At 71.8% G+C, this 12,067-nt stretch carries 12 protein-coding genes; 6 read left to right on the forward strand and 6 right to left on the reverse strand.

What is annotated here, in order from left to right; genetic code table 11:
• Nucleotides 1-10 precede the first annotated feature (10 nt).
• The gene (gene parE / locus EOE48_RS21725) at nucleotides 11-2,110 is read right to left on the reverse strand and encodes a DNA topoisomerase IV subunit B (protein ID WP_127732977.1); all 2,100 of its coding nucleotides are present in this window, start codon (nucleotides 2,108-2,110) and stop codon (nucleotides 11-13) included.
• A 272-nt stretch (nucleotides 2,111-2,382) separates the two neighbouring features.
• On the opposite strand from parE, the gene EOE48_RS21730 reads away from it, so the two are divergent.
• The 3 genes from EOE48_RS21730 to EOE48_RS21740 all read left to right on the forward strand — a co-directional run bounded on the left by EOE48_RS21730 (nucleotide 2,383) and on the right by EOE48_RS21740 (nucleotide 6,865).
• Nucleotides 2,383-2,577, forward strand: a complete 195-nt coding sequence (locus EOE48_RS21730) for a hypothetical protein (protein WP_127732978.1) — start codon at nucleotides 2,383-2,385, stop codon at nucleotides 2,575-2,577.
• A 178-nt stretch (nucleotides 2,578-2,755) separates the two neighbouring features.
• A complete protein-coding gene (gene ppdK / locus EOE48_RS21735; protein WP_127732979.1) occupies nucleotides 2,756-5,431 on the forward strand; it encodes a pyruvate, phosphate dikinase in 2,676 nt (891 codons plus the stop codon).
• A gap of 231 nt (nucleotides 5,432-5,662) precedes the next feature.
• On the forward strand, nucleotides 5,663-6,865 hold the full coding sequence (locus tag EOE48_RS21740) for a cell wall hydrolase (RefSeq protein ID WP_425463682.1): 1,203 nt from the start codon (nucleotides 5,663-5,665) through the stop codon (nucleotides 6,863-6,865).
• A gap of 141 nt (nucleotides 6,866-7,006) precedes the next feature.
• Here EOE48_RS21740 and EOE48_RS21745 read toward each other — a convergent pair whose 3' ends face one another.
• Nucleotides 7,007-7,279, reverse strand: a complete 273-nt coding sequence (locus tag EOE48_RS21745; protein WP_127732980.1) for a hypothetical protein — start codon at nucleotides 7,277-7,279, stop codon at nucleotides 7,007-7,009.
• A gap of 396 nt (nucleotides 7,280-7,675) precedes the next feature.
• Here EOE48_RS21745 and EOE48_RS21750 point away from each other — a divergent pair, with 396 nt between their 5' ends.
• The 3 genes from EOE48_RS21750 (at nucleotide 7,676) to greA (ending at nucleotide 9,816) form a co-directional block, all read left to right on the forward strand.
• Entirely contained in the window at nucleotides 7,676-8,257 is a 582-nt protein-coding gene (locus EOE48_RS21750; RefSeq protein WP_127732981.1) for a hypothetical protein, read from the forward strand.
• A 69-nt stretch (nucleotides 8,258-8,326) separates the two neighbouring features.
• Nucleotides 8,327-9,313 (forward strand): acrylyl-CoA reductase (NADPH), encoded by a 987-nt coding sequence (acuI, locus tag EOE48_RS21755; RefSeq protein ID WP_127732982.1) that lies wholly within the window; start codon nucleotides 8,327-8,329, stop codon nucleotides 9,311-9,313.
• A 41-nt stretch (nucleotides 9,314-9,354) separates the two neighbouring features.
• Nucleotides 9,355-9,816 (forward strand): transcription elongation factor GreA, encoded by a 462-nt coding sequence (greA, locus tag EOE48_RS21760; protein ID WP_127732983.1) that lies wholly within the window; start codon nucleotides 9,355-9,357, stop codon nucleotides 9,814-9,816.
• Nucleotides 9,817-9,980: 164 nt separating this feature from the next.
• Here the strand turns inward: greA and EOE48_RS21765 are convergent, their stop codons facing one another.
• The 4 genes from EOE48_RS21765 to EOE48_RS21780 all read right to left on the reverse strand — a co-directional run.
• A complete protein-coding gene (locus EOE48_RS21765; protein ID WP_127732984.1) occupies nucleotides 9,981-10,568 on the reverse strand; it encodes a CarD family transcriptional regulator in 588 nt (195 codons plus the stop codon).
• Between the two features lie 465 nt (nucleotides 10,569-11,033).
• On the reverse strand, nucleotides 11,034-11,372 hold the full coding sequence (fdxA, locus tag EOE48_RS21770; RefSeq protein WP_127732985.1) for a ferredoxin FdxA: 339 nt from the start codon (nucleotides 11,370-11,372) through the stop codon (nucleotides 11,034-11,036).
• Between the two features lie 216 nt (nucleotides 11,373-11,588).
• The gene (locus tag EOE48_RS21775; protein WP_127732986.1) at nucleotides 11,589-11,864 is read right to left on the reverse strand and encodes a S4 domain-containing protein; all 276 of its coding nucleotides are present in this window, start codon (nucleotides 11,862-11,864) and stop codon (nucleotides 11,589-11,591) included.
• A gap of 6 nt (nucleotides 11,865-11,870) precedes the next feature.
• A partial coding sequence (locus EOE48_RS21780; RefSeq protein ID WP_148239794.1) for a hypothetical protein occupies nucleotides 11,871-12,067 on the reverse strand: 197 nt, incomplete at its 5' end.

Raw genomic sequence — 12,067 nt, forward strand, 5'->3', positions numbered from 1 at the left:
CGCCAGGATATCAGATGTCGAGCCCGGCCTCGTCGGCGAAGACGGCGCGCTCGGAGATGAAGGCGAAGCGCGCCTCGGGCTTGTTGCCCATCAGCCGCTCGACGGTGTCGCCGGTCGCCTCGCGCGCCTCCTCGACCACCGCGACCCGCAGCAGCGTGCGCTTCGACGGGTCCATCGTGGTCTCCTTCAACTGCCCCGGCATCATCTCGCCGAGGCCCTTGAAGCGGCCGATCTCGACCTTGCCGTTCTTGAACACCGTCTTGAGCAGCTGCTCCTTGTGGCGGTCGTCGCGGGCATAGGCGCTCTTGGCCCCCTGCGTCAGCCGGTAGAGCGGCGGCACCGCGAGGTAGAGGTGGCCCTTGTCGATCAGCCGCGGCATCTGCCGGTAGAAGAACGTGATGAGCAGCGAGGCGATGTGGGCGCCGTCGACGTCGGCGTCGGTCATGATGATGACCTTCTCGTAGCGAAGGTCGTCCTCTCGGAAATGCGAGCCGAGACCGCAGCCGAGCGCCTGGGTCAGGTCGGAGAGGAGCTGGTTGGCGCCGAGCTTGTCCCGGCTCGCCGAGGCGACGTTGAGGATCTTGCCGCGCAGGGGCAGCACCGCCTGGGTGGCGCGGTCGCGGGCCTGCTTGGCTGAGCCGCCGGCCGAATCGCCCTCGACGATGAAGATCTCCGAGCCGGCGGCGCCGGCCTTCGAGCAGTCGGCGAGCTTGCCCGGCAGGCGCAGCTTGCGGGTCGCGGTCTTGCGCGCGACCTCCTTTTCCTGGCGCCGGCGCAGGCGCTCCTCGGCCCGGTCGATCACCCAGTCGAGGAGTTTCGCGGCTTGCGCCGGCGAGGCTGCGAGCCAGTGGTCGAAGGCGTCGCGGATCGCCGCCTCGACGATGCGGGACGCTTCCAGCGTCGCGAGCTTGTCCTTGGTCTGGCCCTGGAACTCCGGCTCGCGGATGAACACCGACAGCATCGCCGCGCAGGTCACCATCACGTCGTCGGTGGTGATGGCCTGCGCCCGCTTCGCCTGCCCGATCCGCTCGGCGTGGTCGCGCAGGCCACGCAGCAGCGCCACCCGCAGCCCGCTCTCGTGGGTGCCGCCCTCCGGCGTCGGCACGGTGTTGCAGTAGGACGACGAGAACCCGTCCTCGCCGCCCGACAGCCACGCCACCGCCCATTCGAGCGAGCCGTGGCTGCCGGGCTTGGTGATCTTGCCGGAAAACACCGCGTCGGTGACGAGGTCCTTGCCCTCGATCTCCCGCGACAGGTAGTCCTTGAGCCCGGCCGGGAAGCGGTGGACCGCCTCGGCCGGCACGCCCTCGACGCCCTCCAGCAGGGCCGGCGCGCAGCGCCAGCGGATCTCGACCCCGCCGAACAGGTAGGCCTTGGAGCGGGCCATCCGAAACAGCCGGCGCGGGTCGAAGCGCTGCTCGCCGAAGATCTGCGGGTCGGGGTGGAAGCGCACCCGGGTGCCGCGGCGGTTCTGCACCCGGCCGACCGTCTCCAGCCCGCCCTGCGGCAGGCCGCGGGAGAAGGTCTGGCGGTAGAGGGTCTGGTTGCGGGCGACCTCGACCTCGAGCAGGTCGGAGAGCGCGTTGACCACCGAGACGCCGACGCCGTGCAGGCCGCCCGAGGTCTCGTAGACCTTCGAGTCGAACTTGCCGCCGGCATGCAGCGTGGTCATGATGACTTCCAGCGCCGACCGGCCGGGGAATTTCGGATGCGGGTCGACCGGGATGCCGCGGCCGTTGTCGGTGACGACGAGGGTGCCGCCCTCCTCCAGCTCGACCTCGATGAAGCTGGCGTGGCCCGCCACCGCCTCGTCCATCGAGTTGTCGATCACCTCGGCGAAGAGGTGGTGGAACGCCTTCTCGTCGGTGCCGCCGATATACATGCCCGGCCGGCGCCGCACCGGCTCCAGCCCCTCCAGCACCTCGATCGCCGAGGCGTCGTAGCCTGCTTCCGCCGGAGCGGGAGTCGGATCCGGCACGGCGACCGGCTTGGCGCGCTTCGCCAGCGCGTCGGCAGGCTTGTCCGCCGGCTTGGCGGCCACCTTGGCGGCCGGGTCCGCGGGCTGCGGCGACGCGCCCGGTCCGAAGAGATCCCGTGCGGCCTGGGTCACGCGGCGGCCTCGCGGCGAGGGGAGGGCTCTGGCAGCATTCGTCTTCATCCTCTCCCTATACCGGAACAAACCGGAAACAGAAAGGGCGCCCGTGGCCGGGCGGGCGTGGTGGAACGGCGCGGCTCGCCGGCCGATGGTCACCGGATCGTAAACAGGATCGGTTAAGAACGCGTCATCCGGATGTCGTCGGAATGCGGCAGGGAACCAAACCGGTGCTTTACGGGTTCCTGCTACGACGCTTGCGTGATCCCGACGCCACGGAGATGCCCGCGATGACCGCCGCCGCCCGACACGCGCATCACATGTCCCTGCGCCGCGCCGAGCACGCCGCTGGCCTCGCCTTCGGCTTTCACGACGAGCCGACCCTCCGGCCGGTGACCGCCCTGCGGCGGTTCGTGGCGCCGGTCGCCGTCGTGGTCACGGCCACCGGGGCGGCCTTCGCGGCGACCTTCGCCTGGGCGCTCTGACGTCCTCCACGCCGGTCCAGCTATCGTTTTTCCACCGCGTTGCGAACCTCCGCAGCGCGGTTCCGCCTGTCTAGGCATTCGTCCGCCCGCCGCGAGCGTGACCGTTCATCTTGCGTTGTGCTGCGGGATGGTCCAACCCGGCGGAATGGCGGAACCCCGCACAACGGACGGAAGCACCATGGCGAAGTGGGTCTACACCTTCGGCGACGGACGCGCCGAGGGTCAGTCGTCGATGCGCAACCTGCTCGGCGGCAAGGGCGCGAACCTCGCCGAGATGTCCAATCTCGGCCTGCCGGTGCCCCCGGGCTTCACCATCACCACCGAGGTCTGCACCTACTACTACGACCACGGCAACCAGTACCCGCCCGAGCTGGAGGGCGAGGTCGCCGCCGCCCTGGAGGCCGTCGGCACGCTGACCGGCCGCCGCTTCGGCGACGCGACCCTGCCGCTGCTGGTCTCGGTGCGGTCCGGCGCCCGCGCGTCGATGCCCGGCATGATGGACACGGTGCTCAACCTCGGCCTCAACGACGCCACCGTCGAGGCCCTGGCCAAGGATGCCGGCGACCCGCGCTTCGCCTACGACAGCTACCGCCGCTTCATCACCATGTACTCGAACGTCGTGCTCGGCGTGGAGCACCACACCTTCGAGGAGGCGCTGGAGCACTACAAGGATTCGAAGGGCCTCACCCTCGACACCGAATTGTCCGCCGACGACTGGAAGCACCTCATCGGCCAGTACAAGGCGATCGTAAAGCGCGAGCTCGGCGAGGACTTCCCGCAGGACCCGCAGGCCCAGCTCTGGGGCGCGATCGGCGCGGTGTTCGGCTCGTGGATGAACCCGCGCGCCAACAAGTACCGCGAATTGCACAACATCCCGGCGAGCTGGGGCACCGCGGTCAACGTTCAGGCCATGGTGTTCGGCAACATGGGCGAGACCTCGGCCACCGGGGTCGCCTTCACCCGCAACCCCTCCACCGGCGAGAAGGCGCTCTACGGCGAGTTCCTCATCAACGCCCAGGGCGAGGACGTGGTGGCGGGCATCCGCACGCCGCAGGACATCACCGAGGCCGCCCGCATCGAATCCGGCTCCGACAAGCCGTCGATGGAGCGGGCGATGCCCGAGGCCTACGGCGAGCTGGTGCGGATCTACGGCCTGCTCGAGCAGCACTACCGTGACATGCAGGACATGGAATTCACGGTCGAGAAGGGCAAGCTCTGGATGCTCCAGACCCGCAACGGCAAGCGCACCGCCAAGGCGGCCCTGCGCATCGCCGTGGAACTGGCGGGCGAGGGCCTCATCACCCACCGGGAGGCGGTCGGCCGCGTGGAGCCGGCTTCCCTCGACCAGCTCCTGCACCCGACCATCGACCCGAAGGCCGAGCGCAAGGTCATCGCCACCGGCCTGCCGGCCTCGCCGGGCGCGGCGAGCGGCGAGATCGTGTTCAACTCCGAGGAGGCCGAGGCCGCCCGCAAGGCCGGCCGCAAGGTGATCCTGGTCCGGATCGAGACCTCGCCCGAGGACATCCACGGCATGCACGCCGCCGAGGGCATCCTGACGACGCGCGGCGGCATGACCTCGCACGCGGCGGTGGTCGCCCGCGGCATGGGCAAGCCCTGCGTGTCGGGCGCCGGCTCGATCCGGGTCGACTACGCCGCCCGCACCCTCACGGTCGGCGGCGTCAGCCTCAAGGCCGGCGAGCGCATCACTATCGACGGCGCCAACGGGCAGGTGATCCAGGGCGAGGTGGCGATGCTGGAGCCCGAGCTGTCGGGCGACTTCGCCACCCTGATGGTCTGGGCCGACGAGGTCCGCACCATGAAGGTGCGCACCAACGCCGAGACCCCGAAGGACGCCCGCGCCGCCCGCAACTACGGCGCCGAGGGCATCGGCCTGTGCCGGACCGAGCACATGTTCTTCGAGGGCAACCGCATCACCGCGGTGCGCGAGATGATCCTCGCCGACGACGCCGAGGGCCGCCGCGCCGCGCTCGCCAAGCTGCTGCCCTACCAGCGCCAGGACTTCGTCGAGCTGTTCACGATCATGTCGGGCCTGCCGGTGACGATCCGCCTGCTCGATCCCCCGCTGCACGAGTTCCTGCCCAAGCCCGAGGAGGTCGAGGCCTTCGCCGCCGAGACCGGCCTGCCGGCCGACAAGCTGCGCTCGCGCATGAACGAGCTGCACGAATCGAACCCGATGCTCGGCTTCCGCGGCTGCCGCCTCGCGATCCTCTACCCCGAGATCGCCGAGATGCAGGCGCGGGCGATCTTCGAGGCCGCGGTCGAGGCCGGCAAGACCACCGGCGCGCCGATCATCCCCGAGGTGATGGTGCCGCTGGTCTTCACCAGGGCCGAGCTGGACCTCGTCAAGGCCCGCATCGACGCGATGGCGGCGGCGGTCGCCGAGGAGACCGGCACGCGGGTCGAGTATCAGGTCGGCACGATGATCGAGCTGCCGCGGGCGGCGCTGAAGGCCGCCGACATCGCCGGCTCGGCGGAGTTCTTCTCGTTCGGCACCAACGACCTGACCCAGACGACGCTGGGCATCAGCCGCGACGACGCCGGGACGTTCCTCGGCACCTACACCAAGAAGGGCATCCTGCCCGCCGACCCGTTCGTGTCGATCGACCAGGAGGGCGTCGGCGAACTGGTGAAGCTCGCCGCCGAGCGCGGCCGGGGCGTGCGCGCCGGGCTGAAGCTCGGCATCTGCGGCGAGCACGGCGGCGACCCCGACTCGGTGGCGTTCTGCCAGGAGGTCGGCCTCGACTACGTGTCGTGCTCGCCCTTCCGGGTGCCGATCGCCCGCCTCGCCGCCGCCCAGGCGGCGCTGAGCACCAAGGCGCCGAGCCAGGCCTGAGCCCAGGCGTCGACCGGCCCCGGGACAGCCGTCCCGGAGCCGGGTTAACCCTCCCGCAACCATACCGTCGCGATAGTTCGCCCGGGCCGCGTTCCGGCCCACGGGTTCATCGCGGGGCCGGGTGGCGTGCGTCAGAGGCGAGTGCAGCGAGTGATCTGGCCGGCGGACGGGTCGCCCGTCCGTGCCGTGGCGCCCCGCCCCGGGCGGACCCCCGCCCTCCGGCTGCGCGGCGTGCGCTGGCTCTGCGCCGCGGTGGCGCCCTGGATGATGGGCGCCGGCCTCCTCGTCTCCTTCACGGCCTCCGCCGGCTACGAGACCTCCGCCGGCGCGAGCGCGGTCGCGGGCCTCGCCGCCCGGGCGGTGCCGCCGCTGCCGCGCGGCGGCCTCGTCGGGCCGGTCTCGCTGTCCGGGATGCTGCGGCCCGGCCTGACCCTCGATTCCGAATCGCTGCACGACGCCCTGAAGGCGGGCGCCGGCCTCCATCCGCTGCCGCAGCGCGACCACAAGGCCGACCCGCTCGCCCCGGTCCGGGTCGGGGCGGAACGGCGCGGCCCAGTCCCGGCCCGGGGCTGGCTCGGCGCCCCCGCGGCAGGGATCGCCGCGGCCCTCACCCCCGGCCCGGCGACCTGGAACCCCGACCTCGAACCCGAGGCCGGCTTCGTGCCGCTCCCGCCCGACGCCGCCGACCGCGCGGCGGAGAGTTCGCCGGTCGGCGGCGCCTCGGACGCGACCCGCGGCGACGGCGCCGGCGGCCAGACCCGCGAGGAGGCCGGATTCGGCCCGCGCAAGGGCCGGCCGGGCGGCGCCACGCCGGCGGTGCCGCGGGCGGTCGCCCTGTCCTCGACCCCCCCGGCGCCCGCCGACGCGACGCCGGTCGAGGTCGCGGCGGCCCCGGTGTCCGGCGGCCTGCTGTCGCCGCGCCTCGACCGCCGCCCCGGCGTCACCGCGGCGGCCCGCCTCACCCCCGAGGCCGCCCCGGACGACGAGGCGCGGCGCCGCTACGCCGACGTCATCACGCCCGATCAGGCCGAGAAGGAGCAGCGCTGCCTCGCCGAGGCGGTGTATTTCGAGGCCCGCGGCGAGTCCGAGCAGGGGCAGGCGGCGGTGGCCCAGGTGGTGCTCAACCGCACCAAGAGCGGGCTCTACCCGTCGAACATCTGCGGCGTGGTCTACCAGAACCGGCACCGCTTCATGGGCTGCCAGTTCTCCTTCGCCTGCGAGGGCAAGTCCCTGCGCATCACCGACGACGCCTCGTGGCAGACCGCGACCCGCGTCGCCCGCGAGGTGGTCGAGGGCCGCACCTACCTCGCCGATGTCGGCAACGCGACGCACTACCACGCCGACTACGTCAAGCCGCGCTGGTCGCGCCGGCTCAAGAAGATGGACGTGATCGGCCGCCACATCTTCTACCAGCTCAAGCCCGGCCAGACCTGAGCCGGACGCTCGTCATCCGGTTGCCGACTGATTGCTTCAGGCGATCCTGGCGGATCGCCTCCGCAATGCGGAAACCGGCTTCGCTCAGGCGCCGCGCGGGCTGGTGATACGGATTTCGGACGGGATCGTCCGAAAACCGTATCAGATCCCGTTGTCCCACTGCCGCTCGATGAAGCGGCGGCGCCGGCGCCAGGACACGAACGAGCGGGCGGCGTAGCCGAGGGCGGCGCCGGTGAGGAGCAGCACCAGCAGGGCCGCCGGGGCGACGAGGAAGCTCAGCACGCAGCCGGCGGCGATCCCGGCCGCGAAGGCGAGCGGCAGGTGACGCCGCAGCACCACCTCCTGCCGGCCGGCCGCGATGTCGGCCCGGGCCGTTTTCAGGCTGTCCTCGATCCAGACCTTCAGCGTGTTCATCGGAGATCCGGCCGTTCCGTCGTCCCGGGTTGCGCTCGCGCGCGACGATAGGGAGGAAGCCGCCCGGCCGCAATCCGGACGCGCCGCGGCGATCGCGGCCGCCGGCCGGCTCCGGCCGATCGGGAATCCACAGATTTTTATGAATCCGCGACAGGGTTGACGAAGTCTTCCGCCGGTATCGTGTCGCGAGCAGCAGGTCCGACCTCGTCGAATTCGCTTAAAGTTGAGAGATCCTGACACCGTTGCAGAGAAGTGCGTAGTCGTCCCGGAGGACGGTTTTACCCTCCCGGGGGATTCGGCTTGCCGGTGGGGCGGGAAGGCGGCTTCTTGGACTCCACGAAGCGTGGCCGCGGAAGGCCCCGCGCCGCCACCTGCCCCAACCCGAGGATTGCTCCCATGACGACCCCGGCCGCCCGCCTTACGGCCATGCTCGCCTTCGCGGCGGGCTCACTCCTCGCCGCCCCGGCCTTCGCGGGCGGGTACGGCTGCACCACCGACTGCTACCGTCGCGTGTCGACGCCGCCGGTCTACGACACGGTGTCCGAGCAGGTGATGGTGCGGCCGCCGCGCACGATCCGCCGGGTGGTGCCGCCGGTCTTCGACGTGGTGAGCGAGCAGGTCGTCGTCGCCCCGGCCCGCCGGGTCTGGCAGACCTCGATCGACGCCTACGGCCAGGAGGTCGGCTGCTGGGTGACGATCCCGGCCCAGGTCGCCACCCGCCAGCGCCGCGTCATGGTCTCGCCGCCGCAGGCGGTGGCCGAGGTGGTGCCCCCGGCCTACGCCACCGTGCAGCGGCAGGTCCTGGTCGCGCCCGCCCGCTCCGGCTGGGTGCCGGCCGGCGGCCCGGCCCCGTTCGCCGGTCCGCGCCCGGTCGGCTATCCGGGCGTCTACGGCCCGGCCGGCGGCGGACTCGGCTTCAACCTCGGCGGCTACGACTACGTCGTCGGTGCCCGCGGCAGCATCTACGACGGATACTGACGAACCCGCGAGGCTTGCCGCTGCGCCCGGAGCGACCCACAACCACCCCGAACGACAGGGGAGGACGAGATGGGCAGCTTCCGGGCCGTGGTGATCGAGAAGGGCGAGGGCGGGCAGCGCGCCGCGCTCGCGACCTTCGACGAGGCCGACCTGATGGAGGGCGACGTCACCGTGCGGGTGACGCACTCGACCCTCAACTACAAGGACGGGCTCGCGCTGACCGGGCAGGCGCCGGTGGTGCGCCGGTTCCCGATGATCCCCGGCATCGACTTCGCCGGCATCGTCGAGACCTCGGACCATCCGGACTGGAAGCCCGGCGACGCGGTGGTACTCAACGGCTGGGGCCTCGGCGAGACCCATCTCGGGTCGTACGCCGAGAAGGCGCGGGTGAAGGGCGAGTGGCTGGTGCCGCTGCCGGCGAGCCTGACGCCGCACCAAGCGATGGCGATCGGCACCGCCGGCTACACCGCGATGCTGAGCGTGCTGGCGCTGGAGCGCCACGGCCTCGCCCCGGGCGCCGGCCCGGCGGTCGTCACGGGCGCGGCCGGCGGCGTCGGTTCGGTGGCGGTGGCGCTGCTCGCCCGCGCCGGCTGGCACGTCCTCGCGGTCACCGGGCGTGAGCAGGAGGCCGAATACCTGCGCGGCCTCGGCGCCGCCGAGATCCTGCCGCGCGACGAACTGGCCAGGCCCCCGAAGCCGCTCGCCAAGGAGCGCTGGGCGGCGGGCATCGACGCCGTCGGCTCGACCACCCTCGCCAACGTCCTGTCGATGACCCGATACGGCGGGGCGGTGGCCGCCTGCGGGCTCGCCGCCGGCATGGACCTGCCGACCTCGGTCGCCCCGTTCATCCTGCGCGGCATCGCGCTCTACGGCATCGACAGCGTGATGGCGCCGCCGGCCCTGCGCCGCGAGGCCTGGACCCGGCTCGCCCGCGATCTCGACCCCGCCGCCCTCGCGGCGATGACCACCACGATCGGCCTCGACCGGGTGTTCGAGGCGGCGCCGGAGATCCTGGCCGGCCGGGTGCGCGGCCGGACCGTGGTCGAGATCGGCTGAAGGCGCGGAACCGCGGCGGCGCTTCCGGCATTGCTCACGGCATGAGCATCGCCTTCGTTCGCGAGAAGGAGGGCGGGGAGGCCTTCGAGGATCTCCCCGACCGCCCGGTCTCGCCCCACCCGAACTTCGTCACTTCCGAGGGTCTCGCCCTGATCGAGGCCGAGCTCGAGCGGCTGCACGCCGAGCATGCCGGGCTGGCGCCCGACGACAAGCCCGGCCAGTCCCGCGTCGGCCGCGACCTGCGCTACTGGACCGCCCGGCGCACCTCGGCCCAGGTCGTCGAGCCGTCGTCCGGCGACGAGGTGCATTTCGGCTCGACCGTCGAAATCGAGCGCGACGACGGCGTGCGCCAGACCTTCCGCATCGTCGGCGAGGACGAGGCCGACCCGGCCCGCGGCACCCTCGCCTACGTGGCGCCCCTCGCGGTGGCCCTCACCGGCAAGCAGGCCGGCGACACCGTGACGGTGGCCGGGCACGAGACCGAGATCGTCGCGGTGCGGTGATCCGGCGACCGGCACGGAAAGCCGGTCGTCCCCGCCAAGGGCATCCGCTCCGGGGTGTCGATGTCGGGCGGGACAGGCCCAACGACGCAAAAAGCCCGGCCTTTCGGCCGGGCTTTCTTCGAGGATGATCCGACCGGGACCGGACCTGCGGCCGGGGAGGGGCCTCAGGCAGCCTCGTCCTGCATGTCGTCCGAGTCGCCTTCGCCGTCGGCCTCGGCGCCCTTGGCGCGGCGGGGCGACTTGGCGAGGCTCTGCTCGATGAGCTTGAGCGATTCCGTGTCGGTGATGCGGTTGACCGCCGCGATCTCCCGCACGACGCGGTCGAGGGCCGCCTCGTAGAGCTGGCGCTCGGAATAGGACTGCTCGGGCTGGGCGTCGGACCGGTAGAGGTCGCGGACCACCTCGGTCACCGCGATGAGGTCGCCCGAGTTGATCTTCGCCTCGTATTCCTGGGCGCGGCGCGACCACATCGTGCGCTTGACCCGGGCGCGGCCGGTGAGCACGTCGAGCGCCTTCTTGACCAGTTCCGGCTCGGCGAGCTTGCGCATGCCGACCGAATTGGCCTTCGCGGTCGGGACCCGCAGGACCATCTTGTCCTTCTCGAACGACACGACGAACAGCTCGAGCTTGTAGCCGGCGATCTCCTGCTCCTCGATGGCGGTGATGCGGCCGACGCCGTGGGCCGGGTACACGATCGCTTCGCCGGTCTTGAAGCCCTGCCGGGCAGCTGTCGTCTTCTTGGCGGTCGTCATGCGGGGGTGGCCTCCAGATCACCGTTCGCGGCGGCACCACGAAAGGAGCGTTCGTCCGGGTCAGGGCGCCCGGGGACATACCTCCCTGCCGGCCGCCCGAAGAGCACCCGTCAGGCCCTGTTCAACCGATAGCTAAGGAACGTCCGAACGGCCGCGGACCCGGGAACAACCCTGGCCGCGGGAGATGTCGTGCAACAGGGCCCTTCCGAGAAAAATCCCGCTCGGCTGGCGGATGCTGCACGTCGAACGAAAGCGACGGCGAGGTGGACCCTAGCACGCAGAGCACGAAAAATCAAAAAAATTCAGAAGCCGGCTGCGTCCGGGAGGGCAGCCTGCACTTGGTTTCATCGTTGCGGCGGCCGTGCTTCACCAGGGCGGCGAGACGGCTCCGCTGGTCCGGCGGGGGCGGAACTGCACCTCTGCGATCCGGCCGGGACGCGGCCGCCGGTGGCCGCGCGGCTGCGATCAGTCGCCGGCACCGGGGTTGGCCGAGAAGTGCTCCTCGAACTTGCCGGACTTGCCGTCCCAGTCCTTGGCGTCGGCCGGGGGGCTTTTCTTCTGCGTGAGGTTCGGCCACGACTTGGCGTAGTCGGCGTTGAGCTTGAGCCAGGACTCGAGACCCGGCTCGGTGTCGGGCTTGATCGCCTCCGCCGGGCATTCCGGCTCGCAGACGCCACAATCGATGCACTCGTCGGGATGGATGACGAGCATGTTCTCGCCCTCATAGAAGCAATCGACCGGACAGACCTCGACGCAGTCCATGTACTTGCACTTGATGCAGTTCTCTGTGACGACGTAGGTCATGAGTCGGTCGGTCCTCAGGGAGGGGAACGGCGCCCGGGCCATTCCAGGGGGTTCTTCGACCCCGTGGGTGTTGCGCCGCGCTCTACCGCCACCCCGGAGCGGAGGCAAGCGTTCCGGCACCACGGCCAGGGCGGAATCGTTCCAGGGTCCGGGCCCCGGCCGGGCGCACTCCGCTGGACGCGGAGCTGACCCGCGATGCGTGCAGGTGCCGCGCGATCACGTCCCGTCGGGGCCGATCTCGGCATAGAGCCGGCGGGCTTCCTCGGCCGGGCCGCGGCGCTGGCCGAGGTCGACGACCCGCACCGCCGCCGTGACGTGGGCCGCCGCCACCGTGACGACGTCGCCCACCGCGAGCCCCTTCGACGCCGCCTCCGCCCGCTTGCCGTTCACCCGCACGAAGCCGTCGGTGACGAGGCGGGCGGCGAGCGAGCGGGTCTTGGCGAAGCGGGCGAACCACAGCCACTTGTCGAGGCGCTGCCGGTCGTCCCGCATCGCCGGTCAGCGCTTGTCGCCGTCCCGCGACTCCATCTGCGCCTTGAGCGCGAGGAGCTTGGCGAAGGGCGAGTCCGGATCCGGCGCCCGCTCGCGCCGCGGCGGGCGGGCGTCCTTCGCCGCCCCGCCATTGCGCGGGGCGTCGCGGCGGTCCTGCGGCGGACGCGCGCCGCGCTCGCCCTCGCCCGGCCGTCCGCCGGGAT

The sequence above is a fragment of the Methylobacterium oryzihabitans genome, assembly GCF_004004555.2.
Taxonomy (GTDB): Bacteria; Pseudomonadota; Alphaproteobacteria; order Rhizobiales; family Beijerinckiaceae; genus Methylobacterium; species Methylobacterium oryzihabitans.

Bases quoted from the DNA above. Each gene is read 5' to 3' on its own strand.
- EOE48_RS21730 (WP_127732978.1), top strand. From the start codon at position 2,383: ATGACCGCCGCCGCCCGACACGCGCATCACATGTCCCTGCGCCGCGCC.
- ppdK (WP_127732979.1), top strand. From the start codon at position 2,756: ATGGCGAAGTGGGTCTACACCTTCGGCGACGGACGCGCCGAGGGTCAG.
- EOE48_RS21745 (WP_127732980.1), bottom strand. From the start codon at position 7,279: ATGAACACGCTGAAGGTCTGGATCGAGGACAGCCTGAAAACGGCCCGG.
- EOE48_RS21750 (WP_127732981.1), top strand. From the start codon at position 7,676: ATGACGACCCCGGCCGCCCGCCTTACGGCCATGCTCGCCTTCGCGGCG.
- acuI (WP_127732982.1), top strand. From the start codon at position 8,327: ATGGGCAGCTTCCGGGCCGTGGTGATCGAGAAGGGCGAGGGCGGGCAG.
- greA (WP_127732983.1), top strand. From the start codon at position 9,355: ATGAGCATCGCCTTCGTTCGCGAGAAGGAGGGCGGGGAGGCCTTCGAG.
- EOE48_RS21765 (WP_127732984.1), bottom strand. From the start codon at position 10,568: ATGACGACCGCCAAGAAGACGACAGCTGCCCGGCAGGGCTTCAAGACC.
- fdxA (WP_127732985.1), bottom strand. From the start codon at position 11,372: ATGACCTACGTCGTCACAGAGAACTGCATCAAGTGCAAGTACATGGAC.
- EOE48_RS21775 (WP_127732986.1), bottom strand. From the start codon at position 11,864: ATGCGGGACGACCGGCAGCGCCTCGACAAGTGGCTGTGGTTCGCCCGC.